Raw genomic sequence first — 18,660 nt, 5'->3', positions numbered from 1 at the left:
CGTCCTATGCCTGTGTAAAGGCTTGCACAGCAGCTACCACTTTGGGTATCTCACTGACAATTTCATCAATAATGGCTGCAACCGGTTTTACCTCACGCACCATACCGGCAATTTGTCCAATCATGACAGATCCCCGTTCCACATCACCATCACGTACGGCCGCTCTTAGCTTTCCTGCACCCAAATTTTCCAACTCTTCCGGTAAAGCCCCGCCTCTTTCCAATTCAAGATATTCCCGCGTAAGCTTATTAGAAATAACCCGGACCGGGTGTCCTGTCGATACTCCTGTAACAACCGTAGAGCGTTCTTTCGCTTTTACGACAGCCTGTTTGTAATTCTCATGTGCCGTACATTCCGTTGAAACGACAAATCTTGTACCGATTTGCACTCCCTGCGCCCCTAGGGCTAATGCAGCAACCACGCCACGGGCATCACCAATACCGCCAGCAGCAATAACCGGAATTTGAATGGCGTCGACAATTTGCGGCACCAAAGCCATTGTCGTAACTTCCCCAATATGACCGCCGCTTTCCATGCCTTCAGCGATAACAGCATCCACACCGGTCCGTTCCAGCCTTTTGGCCAGGGCTACCGATGCCACAACCGGAATCACCTTGCTGCCGATTTCTTTTAAGGCTGGAATATATTCTCCGGGATTGCCCGCACCGGTTGTTATCACCGGCACACGTTCTTCAAGCACCACATTCATAACTTCTTTAACAAAGGGTGACATGAGCATAATATTAACACCAAAAGGTTTACTTGTTAGCGACTTCGCTTTAACAATTTCTGCACGCAGGGCGTCCGGCGGCATATGTCCGGCTCCAATAACCCCCAAGCCGCCGGCGTTGGATACCGCAGCGGCCAATTCGGCAGTTGCGACCCACGCCATACCGCCTTGTAAAATTGGATATTTAATGTTTAATAATTGGCAAAGTTTACTGTTAAACAATAGTATTTTCCTCCTTACACCATTTTATAACACAGGAGCCCCAGGTTAATCCTGCACCAAAACCAACAAGTACCACTATGTCATTATGTTGTATTCGACCTTTTTCCAGTGCTTCCTCCAAGGCTAACGGAATAGAGGCAGCAGATGTATTACCGTATTTATCAACATTCACCATTACCTTATCCATAGGCAGCTTGAGGCGTTTGGCAGCAGACTGGATAATCCGTATATTAGCCTGATGCGGTATCAGGCAGTCAATGCTATGATAATCCATACCGGCATTGTCTAATGCCTTAACAGCCGCTTCCCCCATGACCTTGATGGCAAATTTAAATACCTCATTTCCATTCATGCTCAAATAATGCAGCCGCCCGGCCACAGTCTGTTCCGTTGCCGGAATACGCGAACCGCCTGCCGGCACTTTTAAATGATCGCCCCCCGAACCATCGGCACCAAGATCAATGCCCAAAATGCCGTAACCGCTCCTGACTTCACTTAATACAACAGCTCCGGCTCCGTCACCAAACAGCACGCAGGTATTGCGGTCTGTCCAGTCAACTATTTTCGACAGTGTTTCCGCACCGATGACCAGTACCTTTTTATATAATCCTGATTTGATAAACTGACTGCCGGTCGCCACGCCATAGACAAAGCCCGTGCACCCCGCAGCCAAATCAAATGCAGCGGCATTTACAGCTTGCAATCTGTCTTGCACTAAACACGCCACAGAAGGAAAAAACATATCCGGAGTAGCCGTAGCCACAATAATAAGATCCAATTCATCAGCCGAAACATGGGCATTTACCAAAGCTTTCTGTGCAGCATATACCGCCAGATCGGATGTGGCCACTTCAGGTTCAACAATATGTCTCTTTTTGATTCCGGTACGCTCAACAATCCAGTTATCTGATGTATCCACCATGTTCTCCAAATCATGATTGGTAAGGATTCTATCCGGAACGTAAGTTCCGATACCGATAATACCTACCGATACGCCTTGTTCACTCATTGGCGCTGCCCCCTTCCTTCGCAATGTTCTCACTGATATGTTCAACCACTTTTTGCTCGGAAAATTCGCGAGCAACGCGTATCGCATTTTTTATGGCCTTTGCCTTGGAACTTCCGTGACAAATAATAAAGCCCCCATTTACTCCTAACAGCGGAGCCCCGCCATACTCAGCGTAATCCAATTTTTTCTTTAATTTTTTAACTCTGGGCAAAATCAACAATGCAGCCAGCTTGGCCATCCAGCCGCTGCTGGCGATGGTTTCTTTGATTAAGGTTGTAAAGAAACTAACTAAACCTTCGCCGGTCTTTAACACTACATTACCCACAAATCCATCGCAAACCACTACGTCCACCATGCCGTTAAAAATGTCTCTTCCTTCGACATTGCCAATAAAATGAATGGTTTGCAATTGTTTTAAAAGAGGAAAAGTCGCTAAAACCTGCTCATTGCCCTTACTGTCTTCTTCGCCAATATTCAGCAGACCTACCCGCGGCTGACTGACTCCCAAAACATATTCTGCATAGATGGACCCCATAATCGCACTTTGCACCAGATTTTTCGGTTTACTGTCAACATTGGCACCGGAATCCAGCAGTATAGTAGTACCTACCAAATTGGGGATATGCGTGGCAATACTCGGCCGTTCAATTCCCTTAATCCGTCCCAGGCCAAACAACGCCGAGGCTACCGCCGCTCCGGTACTTCCTGCCGAAACAACAGCATCACAGATTCCTTCTTTAACCAGTCTTGTGGCCACTACTACCGAAGCATCTTTCTTTTTCCGCACCGCTGCCCCTGGATGTTCATGCATTTCAATCACTTCTGAGGCATGCTGAATGCTAATCCCGATACTTTGCCAATCGCCGTATGTATTTAAAACCTGAGCAATTTGCTCCTGGTCACCTACCAAAACTACCTCACATTGATACTCCTCTGCAGCCGCTATTGCTCCCAAAACTATTTCTCGAGGTGCATAATCGCTACCCATGGCATCAACGGCAATCCTCATCAGAAATCTCCCTTCATATCCCCAATCACGTGTTCTTGATTCTCTAAAGAAACTATAATAAATTTCGCACGAAAAACTTCCTGTTTGTTGTTTCTAGTTTTAACCCATACAAAGTATTTATTTCCTCTTTTTTTCATAACTTCAGCTTTAGCAATTAGTTTTTCACCGATATGAATAGGCACTTTATATTTTATGTTGGCAACCCCGGTGACAGCCACCGGAGCATCAATAACCGCCAAAGCCAGCGAATTGGCCTGCGAAAACACATAATGCCCACGAGCTACCTTGGTTTTTTCAAAAACCATATCCGACGTTATCTTTAATATTGAAATTCCGGCACGCCCCAACTCAAGATCAATCAGTTCTCCTACAATTTCACCGCTGTCCAATGTCTTTAACTTGCTTTGTACGTTTTCGGCCATTTGTTTCGTCCGTTCACGGACCTCCGGTATGCCAAGTTCCAAACGATCCAGTCTAATAGTAGGTATGCTGACACCCAAAAGACCGGCAAGCTCCTCATCGGTCAAAAACGGGCTGGCTTCCAATTTTTCCTGTAATAATCCCTGCCTGATTTTTTTGTGGATACGTGCCATACCATCACCTGATTTTATCAGTAAGTAATAATACCAATTACTATCAACCATTATAGCCACTAACTAATGAAATTGCAAGCAAAAAAAATAATGGGCAAGATAAATCAACTACTTTATCTTACCCATTTTCAGCCTTTTATTCTGCTACCTGCACAACTACCTTACCATTATAATGACCGCATTCCGGACATACATGATGAGGCATTTTCTTTTCATGACATTGAGGGCATTCAACTAAGCCAGGAACAGTAAGTTTCCAATTAGCGCGGCGCTTGTCACGGCGTGCTTTAGACATTTTACGCTTTGGTACTGCCATTTATTACACCTCCTTAATAAAACTAACAGCATCCAGCCCCATATAAAATGACCCCTATGGGTTATTTTTGAGCAATTGTTGCAATTTTGCTAAACGAGGATCAATTTCAGTCCGGTCGCACATACATGCCGCAACATTTAAGTTCGTGCCACATTTAGGGCATAACCCGCGGCAATCCGGTGAACATACTGTTTGCAGCGGTTCGGCCAATGCAATGTTGTCCTCTACTAAACCGTTTAGCTCAATTTCATCGCCCTGATAGGTGGATACTTCCGCTAATTCATCCGTTGCTTGCATTGCGGACTCCTGAAATTCCTCTTGGAAAACTATGTCCAGCGGAAACTGGAATTCTGCCAGGCAGCGGTCACAAAAGCTAACCGCATCCGCATGGATTATCCCCGCAACTTCCAAAACGCGTCCTTTATTAACTACGTCTCCTGTAACGGTCACCTCACTAATCATGGTAAAACTCAACTGCTCCAGTTGAAGGCTGTTTACAGGAAGAGTAAATACAAATGGTTGCCGGCTGCCAATCTCCTTTTTTGCCTGAGAAATGTTAATTTTCATTGATTTTCCACCTCAACCTTCATTAATTATAGCGATACCCATATGGTTTGTCAAGGAAGGAAAATCATAAAGAAGGAAAACGGCAGCAAGGCTGCCGTAGGCAAATTTTGCAGGTTATATCCGGTCCCTGCCGCTCACACAAATTTCTTTTGTGTCACGGGCAATAACCAGTTCTTCATTGGTCGGTATAATAAATACTTTTACTTTGGAATCTTCGGTGCTGATTTCCCGTAGTTGACTGCGGACATTATTTTTCTCATCATCCAGTTTCACACCTAAATAACTTAGATTCTTACAAACGTCTGCACGGGTTTCTTTAGATTTTTCCCCTAAACCGGCGGTAAATACAATTACATCGACCCCGTTCATTGCCGCCGCATAAGCACCAATATCTTTAATTACTTTATAGGCAAAAATATCGAGAGCCAGTTGTGCCCGCTGATTGCCTTCCTTCCATGCTGCCACTTCTATATCGCGGAAATCACTGGATACACCTGATATGCCGAGAACACCGGACTTTTTATTGATATAGGTGTCAATCTCATCGGCATTCATTCCTGTTTTTTTCATTAAATAAGGAATAATTGCCGGGTCCAGGTCACCGCTGCGCGTTCCCATGACCAAACCTTCCAGCGGAGTAAAGCCCATACTGGTATCTATACTTTGTCCGTATTCAATGGCAGCAATACTAGATCCATTGCCCAAATGACAGGTAATAATCTTCAATTCTTTAATATCGCGACCGAGAACTTCCGCAACGCGGCCTGATACAAAACGATGCGAGGTTCCATGGAATCCATAACGGCGGACGCCATATTTTTCATATGCCTCATATGGCAAACCATAGATATAGGCTTTGGGAGGCATCGTCTGATGAAAAGCAGTATCAAAAACGCCTACCTGCGGCACTTGAGGCATTAACTCTTCACAGGCATTAATACCTGAAATATTCGGCGGATTATGGAGCGGGGCCATTTCCGAACATTCCTCCAGTGCCTGCATGACTTCCGGAGTAATCCGTACGGATCCGGCAAATTTTTCGGCACCATGCACTACACGGTGCCCAACAGCATAAATTTCCTGCATGGTTTTGATAACACCATAATCCTTATGAGTCAAGGCATCCACTACCAGTTTAATAGCAGCAGTATGATTATCCACTTCTGCAGTAATCTTCACCTTTTCCCTTCCCTCCGGCTCGTGCGTCAAAACCGATCCGGCAAGACCGATCCTCTCGATCAACCCCTTAGCTAAAACCGATTCGTCTGTCATATCAAACAATTGATATTTAAGCGACGAACTACCGCAATTAATAACTAAAATTTTCACAAACATCCTCCTTAACATGATATCATTATTTTCTATTCAAATTGGACAATTGTTCATCCAAATCCGCAAAACTAAAAGCTACTGTAAGCATGGGTAATTACTTCTACGTCAATCGAGATTTACCTGCTAAAATTCTCTATTATACGCTAATTTGCATGTAAATCCGATCTATATGCTATAATAAAAGGTATTGATTAGGCAAACGGAGGCGAAATATATTGCAAGCAGTCGGTATTATTGCGGAATATAATCCCTTTCACAGCGGCCATCAGTGGCACATAGGCAAAGCAAAAGAAATATCCGGATGCCCATTTGCCATTGTAGTCATGAGCGGTAATTTCGTACAGCGCGGCGAACCCGCCATTTTTGATAAATGGCTTCGAGCCGAAATGGCGGTATCGTCCGGAGCCGACCTTGTCATCGAATTGCCTGTCGTTTTCAGTCTGCGTAGCGCCCAATACTTCGCCGCCGGTGGAATTAGACTGTTAAAATCGCTGGGGCTTGTCAGTCACGTTTCATTCGGCACCGAAACGGATGATTTGCCAAGGCTGAAACATCTGGCGGAAATAATCGACAGACCACAAACCGGCCATTTGCTGCGAAAGCTGCTAAAGAATGGGACTACCTATGCAGCCGCATTGAGCCGTGCATTGCAGCTAGTGCAAAATGGCACTCCCTACGAACTTAAATCTCCCAATGATATACTGGCTGTTGAATACCTCCGCTCCCTACGGCATTTTGCTCCCGACATGATTCCCTGTCCAGTCAAGAGGCAATATGCCCAATACCACGATACCAAAATTCATTCCCCCTTCGCCAGTGCAACCGCAGTTCGTCTGGCCATTCTGGAACAGCCCCAAAATCCGGACGCCAATCTGAAAACCGTTCTGCCAAAATCCAGCCAGATGCTGATCCACCGGGCAGTAACAGAAGGAAAAGGTCCGGTGACGCTCGCCGGCTTTGACTCTATATTACTGGCCAAATTACGTCTATTCTCACTAACCCAACTGGAAGAATTGCCGGATATCACAGAGGGACTCCATAACAAAATCGCTGAATGTGCTTTGCATGCCCTTTCTCTTGATGATTTATTGCATCAATTAAAAAGCAGGCGTTATCCCCGCAGCCGGCTGCAGCGGATTTTAATGCACGCGCTAATCGGCACAAATAAACAGCTGCTGTCTGATTTTGATACCACTGGCCCGCTGTACGCCCGGATACTAGCCTTCAATCACAATGGCCGGCAGATGTTAAAATCGCTGTCTTCCTGCACTGCTATTCCACTCGTCACCAAAACAACTCATTTTTTAAACAGCAAACAGCGGTCCAGAGGTCCATTAAGTCCATTGCAAAACATGCTGGCAATCGACACCTATGCCAGTGATATCTACCCGCTGGCAATGCCTAATCGTAAGTGGTGGTTTGGCGGTCGTGACTTTTGTGTATCCCCGGTCTATCTCCCTGATTAGTCAATAGTTTTTTTATTTCGGGAAGTACTGTTTCCGCAGCCGCTTGCCCGATTTGAAAACACTCTTCAATAGACTCAAACGAACTGGGTGAAATGTGGGAAACATCCGGACGTATCAATACATCACAATGCAGCTGCCGGTGTTTGCTCAATTCACGTTCCATAATATCAATGGACTGAATGATGACATCAAACATGTTGGTTATGCCGGATACCGTGGCTGCATGCGCAAGATCGACCCCGATAACAACATCGGCTCCCATTTTTCGGACAATATCAATCGGCGTAGGATTGAGTACAGCACCATCGACCAGCATCATATCTTCAAACTGATACGGAACAAAAATTCCCGGGACGGAAATACTGGCCCGGACGGCTTTTGCCAGATCGCCTTCCGTAAAGATCACTTCTTTGCCTTGATTAATTTCTGTTGCTACAACCGCCAGCGGTATTTTCAAATCGGCAAATGTCTTTTTTTGTGTTAACAGCCTCATGATATTAAGTATTTTATCCCCGGATACAATTCCCATTTTGGGAACGATAAAATCCAGCCAGTAATTTCTTTTCAAACGACGGGCCAGCTTTACTATATTCTCAGGTTGTTGTCCGGCACAGTATAACGCGCCGATCATACTGCCTATACTACAGCCCGCAATATAATCAACCGGGATATGCTCTCTTTCCAATACGTGAAGCACTCCTGCATGGGCCAAGCCGCGCAAGCCACCCGCCCCCAACGCCAATCCTATTTTCGGACGCATAGTTATCCTCCTCCTGCTATTTTCATATCGATGTGTGATATTCCCCCTACCTTCTCAATATATATTACAAAGACCCAGACGGTAGAGGAGGAGATTATTGATTATGAAAATTCGAAGCAACAAACGCTATAGTTCCCGTCTTTTTACCTATCTTATGGCATTTTGTGCAGTATTTATAACCTTGTATATGGTTCAATATCCTAAAGATGCATTTGATTCCGCTATCATGGGGCTCAATTTATGGTGGAATGTAGTGTTTCCTGCGCTACTGCCTTTTTTTATCCTATCGGAAATTCTAATGGGACTGGGAGTTGTACATTTTATCGGAGTATTACTTGAACCCCTTATGCGCCCCATCTTTAACGTCCCGGGAGTAGGCGCTTTTGCCTTGTCGATGGGTCTGGCCTCCGGTTATCCGATGGATGCTGTGATTACCTGCAAATTCCGCAAAAGCAATCTTTGCAACGCCGTAGAAGCCGAACGCTTATTGTCATTCACCAACACAGCCGACCCTTTATTTATGTTTGGAGCAGTGGCTGTTGGCATGTTTGGCATGCCGGAATTAGGGATTATTTTTGCTCTGGCACATTATCTCTCCAGCTTTCTGGTGGGCATCATTTTCCGTTTTCACGGAATGAGCCGTGATGTAGCACAAAATCCGTCAACATCAAATAACGGCAATATTTTGTTCCGGGCGTTTCGTGCTCTTAATCAGGCTAGACAGGAAGATAAGCGTCAAATCGGTCAGCTTTTGGGTGATGCCGTAAAAACCTCTATGAACACAGCTTTGCTGATTGGCGGCTTTATTATACTATTTTCTGTTTTTTTGAGAATGCTGTCAATTATTGGTATAACCGACATCTTAACCACAATATTTGCCGGCTTATTACAGTTATTAAACCTAAGCCCCAATCTGGCAAATTCAATGGTAAGCGGTCTGTTTGAAATCGATTTGGGTACACTGGCAGCCAGCCAGGCCGATGTTCCTCTTTGGCAAAAAGCGATTATGACCAGCGCTATCATCGCCTGGAGCGGCCTATCCGTCCATGGACAGGTGGCTAGTATTGTCATTGAGTCGGGAATCCGCATGGGGCCGTATATGATTGCCAGATTGCTGCATGCTTTTCTTGCCGGAATCCTAACATTATTTTTTATGGGTCATATGGAAACGGTAAGCCGTCTGTTTATCGCATCGGTTTTCTTTATCCCTTCCAATAATTATACCCTGCAGTTTTGGCTGGCTCGCCTGGAACAGGTCTCTTATCAGTTATTATTTTTTTTAATGATATTAATTGCTTTTTCCTTCCTGGTCCATATGCTGCGTGAACTATATTTTTACGCAAAAAAATAAGGAGCTGCTGCTCCCTATCCGGCTTTGGACTGATCATTTTTTGATTGTTGCAGTTCACTATGACCCTGACGGATTACTTCCAATGCTTTAGTCAAATTGGACTCCAAATGTCCAAAAACCTGATCGGCATAAGTAATCGCATCCCCCTGCAGTTCCCGCGCTCCCTTGCGTGCCTGGAGAATGATTTCATTGGCCTGCTCCTGAGCTTGTTTGGTAATTGCATTGTCGTCCGTTAATTTGGCAATGTAGTTTTTAGCCTGATCAACAATATGCTGGGCTTCTCTCTGCGCTTCGTCCAAAATCCGCTGCCGTTCTTTAACAATACGGCCAGCCTCCGCAATTTCTCCCGGCAACATCTCCCGTAATTCATCCAGCAACCGTGCCAGTTCATCTTCTTCCAATACACGCTTGTTCGTAAAAGGCACGCGCGAGGCATCCAATAGCAGTGTTTCCAGTTCATCCAATATTTGCTCAATACTCATGTATCCATCTCCCACCTAAAAATACTCTTAGATTTGGGCCATTCGCCTGACAATTTCCTTCTCAACGGATTCAGGTACCATACCGGCAATAGGACCGCCAAATTTAGCCAGTTCTTTAATACCGCTGGAACTTACAAAAGAATACTCACTACTGGTCATCATAAAAACAGTTTCGATCACCGGATCGACTTTTTTTATTAAAAGCGCTCGCTGAAACTCATATTCAAAATCGCTCAATGCCCGCAATCCACGGACAATAACATTACTGTCCTGCTGACGCACATAAACATTTAGCAGACCTGAAAACGAATCAATCCGGATATTGGGGATATGACCGGTAGCTGCCGCCAGCAATTTCACCCTTTCTTCCATAGTGAACAGAGGCTTTTTGTTGGGATTATGAAAAACTGCCACAATCAACTCGTCAAATAACCGGCTGGCTCTCTCGAAAATATCAATATGACCGTTGGTTACCGGATCAAAACTTCCCGGACAAACGGCAATCCGCCTTTCAAAATTCCTGCAAGTCATGTTCCAGACGTCCTCCACCTATCGTGCCGCATTGGTTTTGAAAATAAAATCTCATCTATTAGGCAACTCCTTATTCATTAGAAAACTGATTAGGGTTTCCCCATAGCGTTCACAGCGTGCTACACGAAGCGACAACCAGTTATCGCTGTCAGGCAGCTGCTCATGCCTTGAATGTTCAAGGACCAAAATACCTGCCGGAGCCAGTATATTTCCACCGTCTATTCTTTGAGCCGCCCCGACTGCCAGCCCCCTGTTATAAGGAGGATCGCAAAAAACCACATCGAACATACGCCGGTCTTGAATTACTTTCTCTAAGGCTTTATATACATCTCTACGGTATATTTCAGTCCGGTCAGACAATTTTGTTTGCCGGGCATTCTCCCTAATGGCTGTAACGCTATGAATACTGTAATCTACAAAAACAGCACTTTGAGCGCCCCGGCTAAGCGACTCCAGCCCCAGATTCCCGGTACCGGCGAATAAATCCAATACCCTGGCATCAATTACCGCCGAACCTAGGATGTTAAAGACAGACTCTTTCACCCGGTCAGCAGTTGGACGGGTATCCATCCCTCTTGGAGCCTTTAATCTGGTGCCTCTGGCACTCCCGGTAATAATTCGCATACCCATACCTCTACATTTTATATTTTAACACACTTTACCTTGAAATGCTCGAATATACTACAAATTATGTCATAAAAATAATGAAAATGCAAAAAGATCATGAACCGATTGATACCTTTTGTTCATGATCCCGTAACGAACTCAATTATTTACAAGTAACCAGCATGACTTCTCCACCGGTATTACTAATATTTTTCTCGATTTGCTCCACTTTCGCGTCGTTGTTTGTAATAACGAGCGCTGTAATCAGAGATTTCCCCTGACTTTCTAAAAATTCCCGGTCGAAACCAATCAGGCGCTCTCCTATGCATACCATCTCCCCCGTACCGACATAACTGACAAACCCTTCACCGCCAAGGTCTACCGTATCCAGCCCAATATGAATCAGCAGTTCTAAATCCCCCCGACATCTCATCGCTATCGCATGCTTGGTTTGTGCCAATAACACGATCTGACCATCACAGGGAGCAACAATTTCATCGTTTATCGGATCTATTGCAATCCCGTCCCCCATCATTTTCTGTGAAAAAACATCGTCAGGAACATCAGAAATATCCATAATCCGTCCCTTTGCCGGCGCAAATAAGGCTACTTTTTGTTTCTTTTTTCCTAATAAATTAAACATCGTATCTCCCATCCGTCCAACGTTATATCCGCATTGCCATTCGCCGATAGGTATGTCTTCTGCCTCTTATTGTAATCGAATACGTCATTACATTTTCCGGAACAGCAACCCCCGTATAGCCGCTGTCACCCAGATGATGCATATCGGCACCTGCCATTTTGCAATGCAAAGCAATATTTTTTATCGTATATTCATCAGCGCCCTCTTGAGAAGTACCAATACTGGTCATAACCATGGCACCCAGCTTATGCGCCTGGAGACAAACAGAATGTACAAACTCTATGGTAATACCCGGAACAGTTCCTGGTGCCGGTACCATAATAACATCGGCTCCGGCCTCGATAAAGCGGATTACCTCCTGCCCGGAAAGAATGCGTTCAGACATTTCGCTTTGTATTCCGGCTCCATGCATTTTACCGGCAATAAGCACCATGTCCCCGCCTAATTCGTTGCGTATCTCCCTGACAGAGCGGACAATCTGTTCATTGGTTACACCAGTATCAGGGTTACCTGTCAAAGTGATAAAATCAGCACCCTGCTGCCAGGCTAACCGGGCAGTCTCTCGTGAAGCTACTCTTCCCGGCGGCACTGCATCCATAACTTCCTGCTGAAACGCAGTTACATCAATTGCTTCCAGATTAATACCAATATTTCTGCCCGTCAAGCGTTTTAACGCCCGAATGACGCTTTCACCTTCCAGTGGCGTTACGCCGAAGACTGTCGGATTAAATACATCATATAAATTTAACAGCAATAAATCCGCGCCAAATCCGGCGACCAACTCAGCATTCGTCACATCATAGCATAACGGCATAACCGGGCAAAGGACTTCACAAACAATAGTCCTTCCTTCAGCCGTCCGGATGCTCTGCAACAGTTCCCGCCCTTTTATCCTGGCAAGCTCACTCGGTCGCAAATCCAGCAAGCGTCCTGCCATAGCACATACCTCCTTTATGTCGAGCATCGCACCGCCCGTCATGAGGCCAAGAGCCAAATAATGCATTTTCTGGCAAACTATCAGGCAGAAAATCAGCCGCACCAGCTTCAACAATCACGGTTACATCCGGATGCAACTGTAAAACCGAAGCCGGGATATTAGGAGTAATCTCTCCGCAGAGAGCCTGATATACGGCTTGCGCCTTATTATTGCCGTTGGCTAAAAGCAAAATCCGCCTAGCCTGCATAATGTTTTTAATTCCCATGCTGACGGCATGTCTTGGCACTTCCTGTACGGTACTGAAAAATCTTGAATTAGCTTTAATTGTCTCCTGATTGAGCCGTACCTGATGCGTACCGGCATCAAATTTTACGCCCGGCTCGTTAAAGCCAATATGACCGTTTTGCCCTATACCTAATACTTGCAAATCAATACCGCCGCATTGTTGAATCCGTTGGTCGTACTCCCGGCATTCTTCTTCAATGTCCGCTGCCATCCCATTGGGGATATGAATATTATCCGGCCTGATATCAATAAAATTAAATAGATGATTGTACATATAATAATAGTAACTGTTTTCATCCGTCTTTCTCAGCCCCACATATTCATCCAGATTGAAGGTGGTAACTCGTGAAAAACTCACCCCTGCTTCACGGCAAAGGTCAATCAGATACCGATACATTAACAACGGTGTACTTCCTGTGGCCAAACCTAAAACACTGTCCGGTTTGGCAGCTACCTGTTCTGCAACAAATCTCGCTGCCTGCCTGCTCATATCTTCATAATCTTTCACAACAAATACACGCACACCATTACCCCCGATATACGAAATTGCCACGCACTATCGTGGCAGAAACATTAATCTTCTCATCAAACATCACAAGATCGGCATCTTTCCCTACAGCAATACTGCCTTTAAAGCTGTCGACGCCGATCCTCCGGGCTGGATTAACCGTAGCCGTTTTAATACTTTCAACCAGACTTAAACCCGTATTGGTCATAAAATTATACACCGCTTTATTAAGCGTCAGGGTACTGCCGGCTATAACACCACTGGCTAATCTGGCCTCATGATTTTTCACGGTTACCATTTGCCCGCCCAGATCGTAGTCCCCCTCACCAAGCAGGCTGGCCCGCATTGCGTCTGTTATCAATATAATCCCATGAATACCCTTGCTGGCTAGCAGTATTCTCTGAATAACCGGATGTACATGAAGATTATCGGCAATTAATTCGCAGGTTATCTGTCGATTATCCAAAGCTGCTCCTAAAATCCCTGGTTTACGGTGATTCAGCGGCGGCATGGCATTACAAATGTGGGCAATATGGGATGCACCGGCTGCTATGGCCGCATTTGCTTCCTCATAGGTTGCCGCACTATGCCCTATGGCAGCTACAATCTGGTGCTCCCTGCATTTAGCGATAAACGTTTCACTTTCCCCCAGTTCCGGAGCCAAGGTAATAATCTTAAGGACATCCAAAAACGGCTGCAGCATCGTAAAATCAGGATTTAATATATACGTTGCATCCTGTGCTCCCTTATAAGCGGAGTTTATAAAAGGGCCTTCCAGGTGACACCCCAGAACCTGAGCACCGGACCGCGGATAGTTGTTCATAAAATAACGGATCGACCTAAGGGCACTTTTTATTCTATCAAAGTGCATCGTCATCGTTGTCGGTAAGAACGAGGTGACACCGGTTTTGACCAAATTTTGACTGATCTTTTCGATACCTTCCGGATCCTTATCCATTGTGTCTATCCCCGAGCAGCCGTGTATATGGATATCAATAAATCCCGGGGCTAAGAATTTGCCACGGGCATCAATTTTTTCAACACCGTTTTCAAAGGCAAGTTCTCTTTCCGGTAAAATGTTAATGATTTTATCATCAAATAAGACTGCATAGCGGTCCAATAAAACATTTTCCATTATCACCCTGGCATTAACAATTGCTTTCATCTTTATCCCTCACCGCTTTTTTTAAAAAACCTCCGTTTTGGTCCAATACGGTTCGTGCCTCAACAGCGTCAATTCCCAGCAGCAGCATTAAAATGGCCACTTTTGTACTTCCACCGGCCTTTTCCAAAGCTGCCACAACTTCCTGTTCTTCCTTTGCAGTAGCTATTTTAACAATATCAAGCACTCGTCTGCGCAACTTATTATTGATGGGAATCACATCCACCATCAGATTCCCATAGGTTTTCCCCAGCTTAATCATCGAACCGGAGGAAAGCATGTTGAGGATCATCTTCTGTGCCGTACCCGCTTTTAGACGGGTCGACCCCATAATCACTTCCGGACCAACATCCACCGATATGCACAAATCGGTTATATTCTCTAAATTTCCTCCCGGTGAACAACATAAACCGATTGTTCTTGCCCCCACCTGTTTCGCATATTGTACCGCCGATAAAACATAAGGAGTATTTCCACTGGCACTAATCGCTACAACAATATCGCTGGAAGAAAGGCTTCGTTGTTTCAGATCGGTTACAGCAAGTTCCTGGTCATCTTCGGTTTCCTCACGCCATCCGCTTAACGCCTCTAACCCTCCGGAAATAATACCAATGACAGTTTCATCCTGCACTCCAAAAGTCGGAGGGCATTCTGTCGCATCCAAAATGCCTATTTTCCCGCCACTTCCTGATCCGATATAAATCAAACGCCCATTCAAGCGCAGCGTTTCGCCGATCAAGTCAATAGCCTCGGCAATTCTATCCAGACATTTTTCTACCGCAACAGCAACTTTTTTATCTTCATTATTGAACATTCTCACCATATCAACCGTGGAAACTTCATCAATATATATTGTATCTTTATTTCGCTCCTTCATATTGCCTCCTGTACGGCTGTACATTGTTTTCTGAACAGGCAGGGTTTACCGTCTAACTCCAGCGCCAATAGAATAAACTGACGGTAAACCGCGCTCTAGCCTGTTGAATAATAAGGATCAACCGATTTACTTGAGCAGTTTTTTCATTTCTTCTGCGATAAGTTCTGCCTGCGTACCGACAACGACTTGAACACTGTCACCGCGTTTAACAATACCGCGAACTCCCAGCTCTTTCAGCCTTTTTTCATCTATAATACTGGCATTTTTCATATCCAAGCGTAAACGAGTAATACAGGAATCCAAGGCTGCTACATTTTCCTTGCCGCCAAGAATTTCCAGCATTTGCACGGAAAAATTGCTGATATTAACGCCGGCTATTGCCACATTATCTGCTTCATCTTCATATCTGCCGGGTGTAGGAATATCAAAATGACGGATTGCCCAGACAAAGGTTACATAGTATATCGCCGCAAATGCCAACCCCAGTGGAATGAGCATTCCGGGATTTGTAGCCAGTTTCCAGTTTAACAAATAGTCAATTAAACCTGCCGAAAAACCAAACCCGTGCAAAATTCCGAAAGAATAGGAAACCGCCATGGCCAGGCCCGTCAAAATGGCATGAAATAAATACAAACCCGGAGCTAAAAACATAAACATAAATTCAATCGGTTCTGTTATCCCGGTCAGAAACGCTGTAAAAGCAACGGAAAAAAGCATACCGGCTATCTTGGTCCGATTCTCCGGTTTGGCTGTTGTATAGATAGCAAAAGCTACTGCCGGCAAAGCAAACATAAAGATAATATAAAAACCGGCCATAAAGTTCCCGGCAGTAGGATCACCGGCAAAGAAACGATTTAAATCACCTGTAACCACTTTTCCGGCACTATCGGTATAATTGCCGAATACGAACCATATAAAGCTATTAAGGATATGATGACAGCCGAAAGGTATTAATAATCGATTGAAAAAGCCAAAGATAAATACACCGACAGCGCCTGCACCAATAATCCACTCACCAACAGCATGAATGATACTCTGAATAGGAGCCCAGACAACGCCAAAGATACCCGCCAGGACCACGGATGCCGCTGCCGTAGCAATGGGTACAAACCGTCTCCCGCCAAAGAAACCTAAAAACTCCGGTAGTTTAATATTGTAGTAGCGATTATAAATAGCTCCTGCAACCAAACCACTGATAATACCGGCTAACACACTCATGTTCAGATCGGCGTTAATTGTTTTCAATCCATTCGTAAGAACAAAATATCCCACCGCTCCGGCTAAACCCGCCGCGCCGCCACTATCATGCGAAAACCCCACGGCAATCCCAATGGCAAACAACAATGCCAGGTTGTCAAAAATAGCGGCGCCGGCCTTCATAATAAAAGGAATATCCAAAACATCCGGCGCACCAAACCGCAACAATAGCGCCGCAGCCGGCAATACCGCCACCGGCAGCATCAAAGCCTTGCCTATTTTTTGTACACTTTTAAACCAATTACCCATCCTTTCAACCCCCTATGTATTTTTACACGTCCCCGACGTGCCGATCAACGATTTAAAGTAATCTCAAACTTATAGCGATCACTCCGGTAAATGGCTTTGGTTACTTCCATAGGTATATTTCCTTTTAAATACGTTCTGCGCGAAAGCAGAAAAGCTAATTTATTTTTTTTCATCTCCAACAAGTTACTTTCATATTCATTAGCCAGGACTGGTTCAATCGTCTGGTAAGCATGTTCTATCTGTAAACCATAGCTACCGGCAAGCAAATCATAAAGCGAATGATTCTCCAGCATTCCGGCAGTTAAGCTTTCACATAAATAGACAGGTATATAGGCTGTTTCCAAGGCATAAGGGTCTTCCTGCACGTAACGAAGTCTCGTGATTTCAAATACAGACTGACCTTCCGTCAATTTTAAGTTATTCTGTAATTTTTTAGTAACATCTTTTTTTTCAAACGAAATTAATTTTGTACGAACTGTCAATCCCCGGCGCTGCATATCTTCCGTCAAGCCAAACAGCCCGGACAGTGTATATTTTTCTTTATGAGCCGCCACGAAAGTGCCTTTCCCTTGCTCCCGGTATAAAACTCCCTGATTTACTAAACTTATAATCGCTTTATTCACCGTCATACGGCTGACGGCGTGATACTCACATAATTCTCTTTCGGGTGGTATGGGATCATTTGGCTGCAACTCTTCATTTTCAATCAATTCCACAATAATATCTTTTAGTTGGTAATACAGTGGTATGGGTGAGTTTTTATCTACTTTTTTCATGATTGCCTCCCAGCAGCTGTTCAATATACAACATATCAACATGTTGTATATACCAATTATAACATACTCCTTTCCTTATTCAAGTACTTTATTATAAGCTGGACTCCAAAATATATCGTCTAAATCCATTTGTTTTATCGGTGGTTTGGAGCACCCGCGATTCCACAACTATCACACCAGCTCCTATATTGAGCCTGCCAAATCCATTATGAACATTTTAAAAGGCAGTAGTCTGGCTACTGCCCTGGAATATTCTTCGTAAAATTTTACTCCTTGCATTCATCAAAGCACACGACGTGCACCTAAATATCTGGATTGGTAATAATCGCTGTACAGCGATGTGCGTATCACCCGCCCGGCACCCGAACTGGCATGGATGAACTGACCATTGCCAATATAAATTCCGACATGCGAAGGGCCTGGTTCATATGTACTAAAAAACACCAAATCACCCATCTGTAAATCAGACCTGTCAATCCAAACTCCCACTTTGAATTGTTCATCCGCCATCCGAGGTATGCTGACCCCCTGCTGCCCAAAAACGTAAAAGACGAAGCCGGAACAATCAAAACCGCTGGGCGAACGTCCCGCCCAAACGTAAGGTACACCGTAATACTGCTGGGCTAAAGCAGCAATACGCCAGCCGTTATTACTGTGAATCCCTTGCCCACGGCTGGCGTCACTGAACTTGAAATTGCGTAAAGCCAGCCAAGTTTCCCTGCCAACAATTCCATCCGGCACCAAACCATAGTTCAACTGAAAATTGATAACGGCACTCCGCAGTTCAGAACCAAAGGTACTGTCCAAATCCCCCTGGTAATACCCCATTTCCTGCAACTTTACCTGAAGCAGGTAAACGTCGTTTCCCGTACTCCCCTGTTTAAGAAGTACCTGAGCCGAAACTGCCGGAACCACACCGGCCAGGAATACTAGAATAAAAAAATAAATTTTCAAGATTTTTTTTGTCTTATCCATAATGCCCCCTTTTATTA

At 44.8% G+C, this 18,660-nt stretch carries 21 protein-coding genes; 2 read left to right on the top strand and 19 right to left on the bottom strand.

All coding sequences use genetic code 11. The features are described 5' to 3' along the window. Positions 1 to 4 precede the first annotated feature (4 nt). The 7 genes from fabK to P22_RS08350 all read right to left on the bottom strand — a co-directional run bounded on the left by fabK (position 5) and on the right by P22_RS08350 (position 5,775). Positions 5 to 952: an enoyl-[acyl-carrier-protein] reductase FabK gene (fabK, locus tag P22_RS08380; RefSeq protein ID WP_054259773.1), complete on the bottom strand. Its 948-nt coding sequence runs from the start codon at positions 950 to 952 to the stop codon at positions 5 to 7. Beyond that, complete coding sequence (locus P22_RS08375) at positions 945 to 1,961, bottom strand: beta-ketoacyl-ACP synthase III (protein WP_054259772.1); 1,017 nt, start codon at positions 1,959 to 1,961, stop codon at positions 945 to 947. The genes fabK and P22_RS08375 overlap by 8 nt, the downstream gene beginning before the upstream one ends. Then, positions 1,954 to 2,970 carry a phosphate acyltransferase PlsX gene (plsX, locus tag P22_RS08370; RefSeq protein WP_054259771.1) on the bottom strand — a complete coding sequence of 339 codons (1,017 nt, stop codon included), beginning with the start codon at positions 2,968 to 2,970 and terminating at the stop codon, positions 1,954 to 1,956. The genes P22_RS08375 and plsX overlap by 8 nt, the downstream gene beginning before the upstream one ends. Continuing rightward, on the bottom strand, positions 2,970 to 3,563 hold the full coding sequence (gene fapR, locus P22_RS08365; protein WP_054259770.1) for a transcription factor FapR: 594 nt from the start codon (positions 3,561 to 3,563) through the stop codon (positions 2,970 to 2,972). The genes plsX and fapR overlap by 1 nt, the downstream gene beginning before the upstream one ends. Positions 3,564 to 3,699: 136 nt before the next feature. Beyond that, positions 3,700 to 3,879, bottom strand: coding sequence for a 50S ribosomal protein L32 (rpmF, locus tag P22_RS08360; RefSeq protein WP_054259769.1), 180 nt, complete (start codon positions 3,877 to 3,879; stop codon positions 3,700 to 3,702). A 54-nt stretch (positions 3,880 to 3,933) separates the two neighbouring features. Then, positions 3,934 to 4,446, bottom strand: a complete 513-nt coding sequence (locus tag P22_RS08355) for a YceD family protein (protein WP_054259768.1) — start codon at positions 4,444 to 4,446, stop codon at positions 3,934 to 3,936. Positions 4,447 to 4,560: 114 nt separating this feature from the next. Continuing rightward, positions 4,561 to 5,775: an acetate/propionate family kinase gene (locus P22_RS08350; RefSeq protein WP_054259767.1), complete on the bottom strand. Its 1,215-nt coding sequence runs from the start codon at positions 5,773 to 5,775 to the stop codon at positions 4,561 to 4,563. 218 nt (positions 5,776 to 5,993) lie between these two features. Here P22_RS08350 and P22_RS08345 point away from each other — a divergent pair, with 218 nt between their 5' ends. Beyond that, complete coding sequence (locus P22_RS08345; protein ID WP_054259766.1) at positions 5,994 to 7,244, top strand: nucleotidyltransferase; 1,251 nt, start codon at positions 5,994 to 5,996, stop codon at positions 7,242 to 7,244. Here P22_RS08345 and P22_RS08340 read toward each other — a convergent pair. After that, complete coding sequence (locus P22_RS08340) at positions 7,180 to 8,004, bottom strand: patatin-like phospholipase family protein (RefSeq protein ID WP_054259765.1); 825 nt, start codon at positions 8,002 to 8,004, stop codon at positions 7,180 to 7,182. The two genes, P22_RS08345 and P22_RS08340, sit on opposite strands and share 65 nt — an antisense overlap. 103 nt (positions 8,005 to 8,107) lie before the next feature. Here P22_RS08340 and ylbJ point away from each other — a divergent pair, with 103 nt between their 5' ends. Then, positions 8,108 to 9,355 (top strand): sporulation integral membrane protein YlbJ, encoded by a 1,248-nt coding sequence (gene ylbJ, locus P22_RS08335; RefSeq protein WP_054259831.1) that lies wholly within the window; start codon positions 8,108 to 8,110, stop codon positions 9,353 to 9,355. Between the two features lie 14 nt (positions 9,356 to 9,369). Here ylbJ and P22_RS08330 read toward each other — a convergent pair whose 3' ends face one another. The 11 genes from P22_RS08330 to P22_RS08280 all read right to left on the bottom strand — a co-directional run bounded on the left by P22_RS08330 (position 9,370) and on the right by P22_RS08280 (position 18,643). Continuing rightward, complete coding sequence (locus tag P22_RS08330; RefSeq protein WP_054259764.1) at positions 9,370 to 9,837, bottom strand: ATP synthase subunit B family protein; 468 nt, start codon at positions 9,835 to 9,837, stop codon at positions 9,370 to 9,372. A 27-nt stretch (positions 9,838 to 9,864) separates the two neighbouring features. Next, a complete protein-coding gene (gene coaD, locus P22_RS08325; RefSeq protein ID WP_054259763.1) occupies positions 9,865 to 10,368 on the bottom strand; it encodes a pantetheine-phosphate adenylyltransferase in 504 nt (167 codons plus the stop codon). A 51-nt stretch (positions 10,369 to 10,419) separates the two neighbouring features. Continuing rightward, a complete protein-coding gene (gene rsmD, locus P22_RS08320; protein ID WP_054259762.1) occupies positions 10,420 to 10,992 on the bottom strand; it encodes a 16S rRNA (guanine(966)-N(2))-methyltransferase RsmD in 573 nt (190 codons plus the stop codon). Positions 10,993 to 11,137: 145 nt separating this feature from the next. Beyond that, complete coding sequence (locus P22_RS08315; protein ID WP_054259761.1) at positions 11,138 to 11,617, bottom strand: PTS sugar transporter subunit IIA; 480 nt, start codon at positions 11,615 to 11,617, stop codon at positions 11,138 to 11,140. A gap of 22 nt (positions 11,618 to 11,639) precedes the next feature. Continuing rightward, positions 11,640 to 12,554 (bottom strand): DUF7916 family protein, encoded by a 915-nt coding sequence (locus tag P22_RS08310; protein WP_054259760.1) that lies wholly within the window; start codon positions 12,552 to 12,554, stop codon positions 11,640 to 11,642. Continuing rightward, positions 12,520 to 13,362, bottom strand: a complete 843-nt coding sequence (gene nagB, locus P22_RS08305) for a glucosamine-6-phosphate deaminase (RefSeq protein WP_069972789.1) — start codon at positions 13,360 to 13,362, stop codon at positions 12,520 to 12,522. Before nagB ends, P22_RS08310 begins: the two co-directional genes overlap by 35 nt. Before the next feature lie 4 nt (positions 13,363 to 13,366). Then, entirely contained in the window at positions 13,367 to 14,512 is a 1,146-nt protein-coding gene (gene nagA / locus P22_RS08300) for an N-acetylglucosamine-6-phosphate deacetylase (RefSeq protein WP_054259759.1), read from the bottom strand. Further along, the gene (murQ, locus tag P22_RS08295) at positions 14,496 to 15,386 is read right to left on the bottom strand and encodes an N-acetylmuramic acid 6-phosphate etherase (RefSeq protein ID WP_054259758.1); all 891 of its coding nucleotides are present in this window, start codon (positions 15,384 to 15,386) and stop codon (positions 14,496 to 14,498) included. Before murQ ends, nagA begins: the two co-directional genes overlap by 17 nt. Before the next feature lie 126 nt (positions 15,387 to 15,512). Then, positions 15,513 to 16,892 carry an N-acetylglucosamine-specific PTS transporter subunit IIBC gene (nagE, locus tag P22_RS08290; protein ID WP_054259757.1) on the bottom strand — a complete coding sequence of 460 codons (1,380 nt, stop codon included), beginning with the start codon at positions 16,890 to 16,892 and terminating at the stop codon, positions 15,513 to 15,515. 44 nt (positions 16,893 to 16,936) lie between these two features. Then, positions 16,937 to 17,668, bottom strand: a complete 732-nt coding sequence (locus tag P22_RS08285; RefSeq protein WP_054259756.1) for a GntR family transcriptional regulator — start codon at positions 17,666 to 17,668, stop codon at positions 16,937 to 16,939. Positions 17,669 to 17,950: 282 nt separating this feature from the next. Further along, positions 17,951 to 18,643, bottom strand: a complete 693-nt coding sequence (locus P22_RS08280) for a C40 family peptidase (RefSeq protein WP_156318889.1) — start codon at positions 18,641 to 18,643, stop codon at positions 17,951 to 17,953. Positions 18,644 to 18,660: the final 17 nt, after the last annotated feature.

This window comes from Propionispora sp. 2/2-37, from assembly GCF_001298735.1.
GTDB lineage: Bacteria > Bacillota > Negativicutes > Propionisporales > Propionisporaceae > Propionispora.
This window is presented reverse-complemented; position numbering and strand designations above follow the sequence as displayed.

Coding starts and splice junctions, on each gene's coding strand:
- nagA (WP_054259759.1), bottom strand. CDS start 14,512: ATGAAAGCAATTGTTAATGCCAGGGTGATAATGGAAAATGTTTTATTG.
- nagE (WP_054259757.1), bottom strand. CDS start 16,892: ATGGGTAATTGGTTTAAAAGTGTACAAAAAATAGGCAAGGCTTTGATG.
- ylbJ (WP_054259831.1), top strand. CDS start 8,108: ATGAAAATTCGAAGCAACAAACGCTATAGTTCCCGTCTTTTTACCTAT.
- P22_RS08355 (WP_054259768.1), bottom strand. CDS start 4,446: ATGAAAATTAACATTTCTCAGGCAAAAAAGGAGATTGGCAGCCGGCAA.
- fapR (WP_054259770.1), bottom strand. CDS start 3,563: ATGGCACGTATCCACAAAAAAATCAGGCAGGGATTATTACAGGAAAAA.
- rpmF (WP_054259769.1), bottom strand. CDS start 3,879: ATGGCAGTACCAAAGCGTAAAATGTCTAAAGCACGCCGTGACAAGCGC.
- P22_RS08280 (WP_156318889.1), bottom strand. CDS start 18,643: ATGGATAAGACAAAAAAAATCTTGAAAATTTATTTTTTTATTCTAGTA.
- P22_RS08315 (WP_054259761.1), bottom strand. CDS start 11,617: ATGTTTAATTTATTAGGAAAAAAGAAACAAAAAGTAGCCTTATTTGCG.
- coaD (WP_054259763.1), bottom strand. CDS start 10,368: ATGACTTGCAGGAATTTTGAAAGGCGGATTGCCGTTTGTCCGGGAAGT.
- P22_RS08340 (WP_054259765.1), bottom strand. CDS start 8,004: ATGCGTCCGAAAATAGGATTGGCGTTGGGGGCGGGTGGCTTGCGCGGC.
- P22_RS08375 (WP_054259772.1), bottom strand. CDS start 1,961: ATGAGTGAACAAGGCGTATCGGTAGGTATTATCGGTATCGGAACTTAC.
- P22_RS08330 (WP_054259764.1), bottom strand. CDS start 9,837: ATGAGTATTGAGCAAATATTGGATGAACTGGAAACACTGCTATTGGAT.
- murQ (WP_054259758.1), bottom strand. CDS start 15,386: ATGAAGGAGCGAAATAAAGATACAATATATATTGATGAAGTTTCCACG.
- P22_RS08310 (WP_054259760.1), bottom strand. CDS start 12,554: ATGGCAGGACGCTTGCTGGATTTGCGACCGAGTGAGCTTGCCAGGATA.
- P22_RS08285 (WP_054259756.1), bottom strand. CDS start 17,668: ATGAAAAAAGTAGATAAAAACTCACCCATACCACTGTATTACCAACTA.
- plsX (WP_054259771.1), bottom strand. CDS start 2,970: ATGAGGATTGCCGTTGATGCCATGGGTAGCGATTATGCACCTCGAGAA.
- rsmD (WP_054259762.1), bottom strand. CDS start 10,992: ATGCGAATTATTACCGGGAGTGCCAGAGGCACCAGATTAAAGGCTCCA.